This is a genomic window from uncultured Fibrobacter sp., from assembly GCF_946062555.1.
Taxonomy (GTDB): domain Bacteria; phylum Fibrobacterota; class Fibrobacteria; order Fibrobacterales; family Fibrobacteraceae; genus Fibrobacter.
The window spans coordinates 24721-32023 of sequence record NZ_CAMGVQ010000042.1 but is presented as its reverse complement, the minus strand read 5'-3'; the positions used below and the strand labels follow the sequence as shown (position 1 = coordinate 32023).

6 protein-coding genes are annotated in these 7303 nt (G+C 47.8%); 1 reads left to right on the top strand and 5 read right to left on the bottom strand.

Annotation, left to right across the window (positions count from 1 at the left end; all coding sequences use genetic code 11):
- Positions 1 to 153 precede the first annotated feature (153 nt).
- Positions 154 to 666, top strand: a complete 513-nt coding sequence (locus tag Q0P86_RS11880; protein WP_295039683.1) for a flavodoxin — start codon at positions 154 to 156, stop codon at positions 664 to 666.
- 38 nt (positions 667 to 704) lie between these two features.
- On the opposite strand, the gene Q0P86_RS11875 is transcribed toward Q0P86_RS11880, so the two are convergent.
- The 5 genes from Q0P86_RS11875 to Q0P86_RS11855 form a co-directional block, all read right to left on the bottom strand.
- Complete coding sequence (locus Q0P86_RS11875) at positions 705 to 2069, bottom strand: ATP-binding protein (RefSeq protein WP_295039681.1); 1365 nt, start codon at positions 2067 to 2069, stop codon at positions 705 to 707.
- Positions 2066 to 2743 carry a response regulator transcription factor gene (locus tag Q0P86_RS11870; RefSeq protein ID WP_291023760.1) on the bottom strand — a complete coding sequence of 226 codons (678 nt, stop codon included), beginning with the start codon at positions 2741 to 2743 and terminating at the stop codon, positions 2066 to 2068. The genes Q0P86_RS11875 and Q0P86_RS11870 overlap by 4 nt, the downstream gene beginning before the upstream one ends.
- Positions 2744 to 2758: 15 nt before the next feature.
- A complete protein-coding gene (locus Q0P86_RS11865) occupies positions 2759 to 4993 on the bottom strand; it encodes an inorganic phosphate transporter (protein ID WP_295039679.1) in 2235 nt (744 codons plus the stop codon).
- Positions 4994 to 5317: 324 nt separating this feature from the next.
- Positions 5318 to 5497: a hypothetical protein gene (locus Q0P86_RS11860; protein WP_295039678.1), complete on the bottom strand. Its 180-nt coding sequence runs from the start codon at positions 5495 to 5497 to the stop codon at positions 5318 to 5320.
- 161 nt (positions 5498 to 5658) lie between these two features.
- The gene (locus Q0P86_RS11855) at positions 5659 to 7248 is read right to left on the bottom strand and encodes an ATP-binding protein (protein WP_295039675.1); all 1590 of its coding nucleotides are present in this window, start codon (positions 7246 to 7248) and stop codon (positions 5659 to 5661) included.
- Between the last annotated feature and the right edge of the window lie 55 nt (positions 7249 to 7303).

The following is a 7303-nucleotide window of genomic DNA, read 5'->3' as shown; positions in this document are numbered from 1 at the left end:
AATGTTAGTTTATTTGTAAATAGTCGTTTTGGGGTAATTTTTAGAGGTTGCCTTATATTATAGACAACCGGTTCAAGGAAATTTTTAACGAAAAAGGCGGATCCCATGAAAAAAATCACCTTGATTCTTTTAACACTTCTTCTAGGAGTCTCTATGGCAGCAGAAAAGAAAATCCTCGTCATTTACTATTCCCGCGCTGACGAAAACTACTCCGTCGGGAACATTTCCAAGGGCAATACCGAAATCATTGCCGAGATGATTGCGAAAAAGACGGGCGGCACGCTTTTGCACGTGGAACCCGCAAAGGAATACCCCAAGGGCTACGACGACTGCATCAACGTGGCCAAGAAGGAACTTGCACAGGATGCGCGCCCGGCCATCAAGCCGGTGAACGTGAACCCCGAAGAATTCGACGAAATTTACGTCGGCTATCCGGTGTGGTGGGGCGAAATGCCCATGCCCATGTTCACCTTCTTCGAAAAGTATAACCTGAAAGGCAAGACGATTCACCCGTTCGTGACGCACGAAGGCAGCGGCCTCTCGGGTGTGCAGCGCCTCAAGAAGGTGACCGGCGCGAATGTGACCCCTGGCCTTGCCATCTACGGACACGTGGCCCAGAACGAACGCGACAAAGCCCAGAAAGAAGTCGACAAGTGGGTGAAGTAGACTTGCACCTTACCGGCGGAACGTCATCAGAGAAATTTCTAGCAGAAGGTCACGGTGATTTCCGTGCCTACGCCTATGGCGGATTGTAACGAAATCTCTGCATGGTGTACTTCGGCGATATGCTTAACAATGGCAAGGCCCAATCCCGTGCCGCCTGTAGCCTTGGAGCGGCTCTTGTCCACACGGTAAAACCGTTCAAAAATACGTGGCTGGTTTTCTTCGGGAATGCCAATCCCTGTATCCTTCACAGCAATGGATTTTTGTTGCACTAGAATACACACGGAACCGCCCGTTTCTGTATAGCGAATGGAATTGTCGACCAAGTTGTAAAGCATCTCGAATAGGAGCCGACGATTGCCGTAAACCTCTGCGTTTTTACACCCTTCCAACGCCATACGAATACCCTTCTTTTCGGCGTTAAAGGAGAGCTCGTCAATACAGTTTGAAGCCAGCGTCCACAAATTCACGGATTCGTCCAGTCCTATCGCAGATTCTCCCGAGGAGTCAAGTTTGGAAAGGGTCATAATATCGTTGGCGATAGAAAGGAGACGGCCTGCTTCTTTGTGGATTTTTCCAGCAAAGCATTTTACGTCTTCGGGTTTCGCCATACCACTTTCGATGAGTTCCGCATATCCAGAAATGGATGTCAATGGCGTTTTGAGTTCATGGGAGGCGTTAGCCGTAAACTCATCTCGCATCTTGGCTGTTTTCTTTTTTTCTTCAGAAAGTTGTTCAATGGTGAGTTGAAGTTCCCGATTCTGCTTACGGATAGTTTTGACTAGTGGAGCAATTTCTTTGTATATCCCTTCGTCATCCATAAGTTCTGGCTGTCCTAGGTTTTCAGCCAATTTTTGCACAGGTCGCACAAAAGCGCGGCTCAAGCCAAAAGCAATCAGAACAGCCACAACAACAATACCTGCCAACAGCGCTAATAGGTAAGGCATGGTCTTAGATACGGATTCGTGAAGACTCGCTTGGCGACGACTTAAACGCAGAATTTTGCCGTCTGACAGTCGTTCTGCAAAATAGAACACTTGGGCGTTCAAAGTCACTGAATAGCGGAGGTTTTCACCTATTCCTTTGGAATTTGCGTCCATGATTTCGGGACGACTCCTATGATTTTCCATTTTGCCTGCTTTCGCGTCACTTTCGTAGAGGACCTTTCCGTCCCGGTCCACCAGAGTTACGCGCAAACGTTTGCTGGCAATGGAATCCAGATTTTTTCGGAAGTTCTCAGAAGGAATCTGTCCATAGAAATTTTTGATAAGGGAGGCTGTTTCCCTCAAATCTCGCTTCTGCTGTTCGGACATTTCATTTTCAAAAACGCGAGCCGTAAAATACACTGCAAAGAGAGCGGCGAGAACTCCGACATAAATCAAGCTGAAACGGAGACTGTTTTTCATTGAACTTTGTACCCCACGTTTCGCACGGTCTGTATGATAGAGCCTTGTACCCCTAACTTCTGCCGAAGCGTTTTTATGTGCATATCCACGGTGCGTGTATCCATATCAAAATCCACCCCCCAAATCTTTTCTAGAATCTGTTGCCTAGAGAAAACAGTTCCCGGTCGGGACATCAGGAGTTTCAAAAGTTCATATTCCTTAAAAGTGAGTTCTACAGCGATTCCGCCAACAGTTACCGAACGACGCTGGTCATCGAGTGTCACTCCTCCTAGAGCCAAGTTCAACGCCTCCGCATTTTCGGATGAGCTTCGTTCAGAACGACGTAGCACGGCCCGCACACGTGAAATGAATTCTAGAACGCCAAATGGTTTTGCTATGTAGTCGTCCGCACCCAAGTCAAGTCCCTTCACTTTGTCAAGTTCAGTTCCTTTCGCCGTAAGCATGATGACGGGGATGCCCTTTGTGTTTTCTTGCACTCGCAAGCGTTTGAGAATGTTTAAACCATCTTCGCCAGGGAGCATAATATCCAAAATAAACAAGTCTGGCACCCTAGTCTTAACTTGTTCGTCCATAACTTTACCGCATTCGAAAGCCATCACGTCAAAACCGCTGCTTTTTAAAGCATAAGTTTCCATTTCCCGAACTTCGATATCGTCTTCCACAATATAAATCATAGGACCACACACAAATTATTGTTTTAAAGTAAGAAATTTCCTGCTGGCTTTGGCTACAGAACTGACCGCATCCAACAGTGCCCAGGACTCATAAAGAATAGTTAAATAAAGGATCTCCGCGCGGATGTTTTCGGAAACACCCTTCATCATTTCCGTTTTACGCTCGTCAAATATCCTCGTCCCTTCTTCCCGCAATTGTTCGCGGACCTCGCTATAGTTCCTGAAATCCATGGTTTCTATCATCGAGGCAGTCTTTTCAATCCGTATCTTCACACGGGATACCGTACGCAAAAGCTCTTTTCTTTTTTCGTAATCCAAGGGACTGAAAGCGTTATCTACGTGGTTCTTGCATGGCGAAGAAATCTGTTCCAGACTAAACAATGCATCTCCCATAAAATCATTTGCCTGGTACAAAAAGAAATTCTTTACCACCATATCCTCCTGGGCAAGTCTTTCCGTACATAAGGTTCCATGGCGACGGTTCCTCTGGATATGTTTTTTCAGAATTTTAATTTGTTTGTTCACGGAGCGTAGTTTTCCCAAGTTTTCTCGCAAAAGTCCCACAATTATCTTTTCGTAGCAGTCAGCGCACCAACGGAGAATTTCGCTCCACTCACCACGACTGTATTCCTGTATAAGGGGGTATACCTTTGTCTCGGGGGGAGCCGTCAGGATGTTATCAAACAATTCCTCCGCCTTACCCTTCTTGTTTTCTCGGTATTTTAGGTTCGAGCGAATCAATACGAAAATGACCACGGCAAAAAGACCGAATATGGCAGGGAAACCGCCAAAGTAAAGCACAGTCGCCACAGCAGAAGCACTAGCAAATGCGGCGAAGGCCGTAAGGAACCATCCGCCAATTACCGAGAGTACCCCTGTAATGCGGTATACGGCCGTTTCACGGTTCCATGCCTTGTCGGCAAGGCTTGTGCCCATAGCCACCATGAATGTCACGTAGGTCGTGGAAAGGGGAAGTTTCAGGGACGTGCCCAATGCAATGAGGGAGCTTGCAAGCATTAGGTTTACGCAAGCCCGCAATAAATCAAAGGCGGCGCCCTCCTCTTCCAGAATCATTTCCTTGGTATTAAAGCGGGTGTTAATTTTATCTGAAATTTTCCTTGGAATAAATTCTGTTACAAATTTTACGACACCATTAGAACTGCGAACTAAGGCGCGAGCGACCGGATTTGTACCAAAGATTTCTTCAGAAGAATTTTGGGCTGCGAGGGATACGGAAGTCTTCACCACATTCCGGGCCTTCTTGGAAAACACAAGGGAAAATACCATGGTAAGCCCAGCAGCCATCAGCAAGTACCACTGTCCTGGTTCCGACTCCAGCAAGAAGGACATATTGAAATCCTGAGGGTTGCCCCCAGCAGCCATCAAGTGCTGCACCGAAGAAAGACTGGTGAGGGGCACACCCACAAAATTTACAAGGTCGTTTCCGGCAAAGGCTAGGGCCAGAGAAAAAGTCCCAAAAGCAATGATTACCTTGAGCACGTTTACTTTTACTGCATGGAGCAGGTGACAAAGGATGAAAAACGCGACGAACATGCCTGCCACAAGAACGGTCTCATTTTCTGCGAGAAACGCCTTGTAGCCCGGCCCCACGAAACTCATATTTTTGAGGCCCTTGATAAGGATAAAATAAAATATGGACGTCAGGGAAACGCTTCCAAAAACACCAATAAAGTATCGAATATACTTCTTGTAGCCAAAGGAGAAAACCAGGCGCGTCACATACTGCACCGCAAGGCCAACTGCAAAAGCGATGGCCACCGAAAGGAAAATGCCCAAAATCACCGTCAGGGCCTTAGAGGTGTTGATGAGGTTTCCCAGTTCCAGGGTATCGTCAGAAAGAATCTTGATACTGGCGATAGCCACAGAGGCGCCCAAAAGTTCAAAGACCATTGATACCGTAGTTGATGTCGGCATACCGTAGGAATTGAATATGTCAAGGAGGATCACATCGGTAAACATCACCGCCGCATATACGCACATAAGTTCCGCAAAGGTGTAATACTGGGGCGTATAAATGCCATGCCGTGCGATATCCATCATGCCACTGCTGAAGGTGGCTCCAAAAAAAACTCCTGCTGCAGCAAAAAACATCAGTGTTTTGTATTTAAAGGCCTTGCTCCCGACAGCAGAACTCAAGAAATTCACGGCATCGTTACTGACACCCACGAACAAGTCCATCAAGGCGAGCAGAAGCAGTATTGCCACAAGGATGATATAAAACGTAGTCATAAAATCTCCTAGACGACAAACTAAAAAGCCTTGCGACAATACGCAAGGCGATGGAATGAAGTTTTCCAAAGGTTTTATTAGGACTTTACAAAGGCTTTACGCCGCTTTACACAGATTTTACTTTTGGCGGTGTAGTAAGTTATAAAGGCCCAGAAAGAAGTCGACAAGTGGGTGAATCATTTGGGGCTGCCTGTATTTTTGACCAAGGTCTGAAAGAATTTCTGATACGGTTCTTATCACGATTTCCTCCAATAACTATAAAAACAATATATTAATTGGAGAAAATTAAGTGATTTTTGTGTTTTTTTTTCTTTGCTTAATAGGCTAGGTAGCCGTAGCATTCATCAAAGCCTTGTCAAAGGTCGCAATTTCGGCGTTCCTGACATGGTTATACGCGATGAGCTCGCAGTCCACAAAATCCAAGGATGTTTCGGCAAACATCGGCAAGGCATAACGCATTACATCGGGGTTGTAGGTGTCCGCATACTCCAGAAGTGATTTCACCTGACTGACGATTTCTGTCCGTTGCGTAAAAAAAACTGACTAAATCCCCTTCGAATAATCATCCCACACTACACACCCCACACTCACACCCCACACTACACACTTCACACTGAAATCGCGTTAGGGGCCGGGGAGCGCCCAAGGAAGGGCCAAACTTGTGGTTACCCTTCCACAACCTTCCATTCGCCGATGGTGCGCTTTTCCTGGTCGAACGTAACGCCAATCTTGAATAACTTTTTCGGCGAGCCGTCCTTGGCCATCGTGACGGAATATGGAATCAGGTAGCCCTTGTCGTCGATTTGCTTCAGCGCGTCGTCGACGGTGGCCGACTTGTCCAACTTGAACTCGAATACATAAACGGCGCCGGCGGTTTCCACTACGGCGTCGGCACGGCCTGCGGCACTGCGTTCCTCGGTACGCACGACGTATGGCGTACACAGTTTGAACGTAAGGAAGAAGATTGTCTTGTAATGGGCTTCGTCCTGACGCTCCGTGTCGTAGGGGATGCCGCTCATGAACGCCTTCATGAGGGTGAGAGCCTGTTCGACTTCGCAGTCATCAAGCGCATCGACAAAACGTAACAGGAACGAGTCGTTTTGTACAACATCGTCCATTGCATAATAGGGCATCAGGGCCTTCAGGAACCCGAGGCGGACTTCGTCGTTCGGGAATCCCAGCACAAAACGACTTCCCGGTTTGGAAGATTTTATCGTCAGGTAGCCGCTCTGGTAAAGCATCGGGATAGGGTTCTTGGCAGTCTCCGTCGGGGCGTCAAACATGTCAAGAGTTGCCTCGAACCCGGTATCGAAAGGCGTCGGGTCCACCTTGTACTTCCGCATGAGCCTGGTCAGAATCGTCGGCGTACCGGTCGCAAACCAATAGTTGGCAAGTTCTCCATCACTTAGCGAATTGATTAGGCTGAACGGGTTGAACACGTCCGGCGAATTCTTGCTGAAGTGGTAGCCGTCGTATTGCTTTTGAAGAGCCTCGCATGCACCGTCATAAGTCAAGCCGTTCTTGTCGGCGAGGGCCTGTATCTCGGGCTGCATCTGTGTCAGCACTTCTTCCTTCGTGATACCGCAGATGGCCGCGTAGTCATCGTTCATCGTGATGACCTTCAAATTGTTGAGTTCGCTGAAAATCGAGAGCTGGCTGAACTTGCTGATGCCCGTGAGGAACACGAAGCGGAGGATGCCGCCCAAGGCCTTCAATGGACTGTACAAGTCTCGCATACGGGTTCGAATTTTTTTCAGAAGTTCCGTATCGCCCATGGCTTCCAGAACAGGCGCATCGTATTCATCGACAAGCACCACCACCGGTTCGCCAGTCTGTTCATTCGCCGCATAAATTAAACTAGTCAGGCGGGCACCCCAGGCACGATTGTTGCAGTCATGCTTTATTCCATATTTTTTTTCGATTACGCCCAGAATGCTATCCATGTTGGCGGCAAAGATTTCGTCATCCAAATCCTTGATTCGACTCATGTCAAGCCGGATGACCGGGTACTTTTTCCACTCGGTCTCGAGTTTCTCCATCGCAAGTCCCGTAAACAGGTCCTTGCGGCCTTCAAAATAGCATTGCAGCGTGCTGACCAGCAGCGATTTTCCGAAGCGGCGCGGACGGGACAGAAAGTAATACAGGTCCGTATGGGTCAACTTATAGACAAGGTCAGTCTTGTCTACATAATACATGCCGTCTTCGCGAATTCGCGCGAAATCCTGCACGCCGATGGGGAATCTCTTTAACGCCATGACAACAATATACATTTTTTCGGCAGGGCAGGCGTTACTCCCCGATGGGGGTGCC

Coding starts and splice junctions, on each gene's coding strand:
- Q0P86_RS11880 (WP_295039683.1), top strand. CDS start 154: ATGGCAGCAGAAAAGAAAATCCTCGTCATTTACTATTCCCGCGCTGAC.
- Q0P86_RS11875 (WP_295039681.1), bottom strand. CDS start 2,069: ATGAAAAACAGTCTCCGTTTCAGCTTGATTTATGTCGGAGTTCTCGCC.
- Q0P86_RS11870 (WP_291023760.1), bottom strand. CDS start 2,743: ATGATTTATATTGTGGAAGACGATATCGAAGTTCGGGAAATGGAAACT.
- Q0P86_RS11865 (WP_295039679.1), bottom strand. CDS start 4,993: ATGACTACGTTTTATATCATCCTTGTGGCAATACTGCTTCTGCTCGCC.
- Q0P86_RS11855 (WP_295039675.1), bottom strand. CDS start 7,248: ATGGCGTTAAAGAGATTCCCCATCGGCGTGCAGGATTTCGCGCGAATT.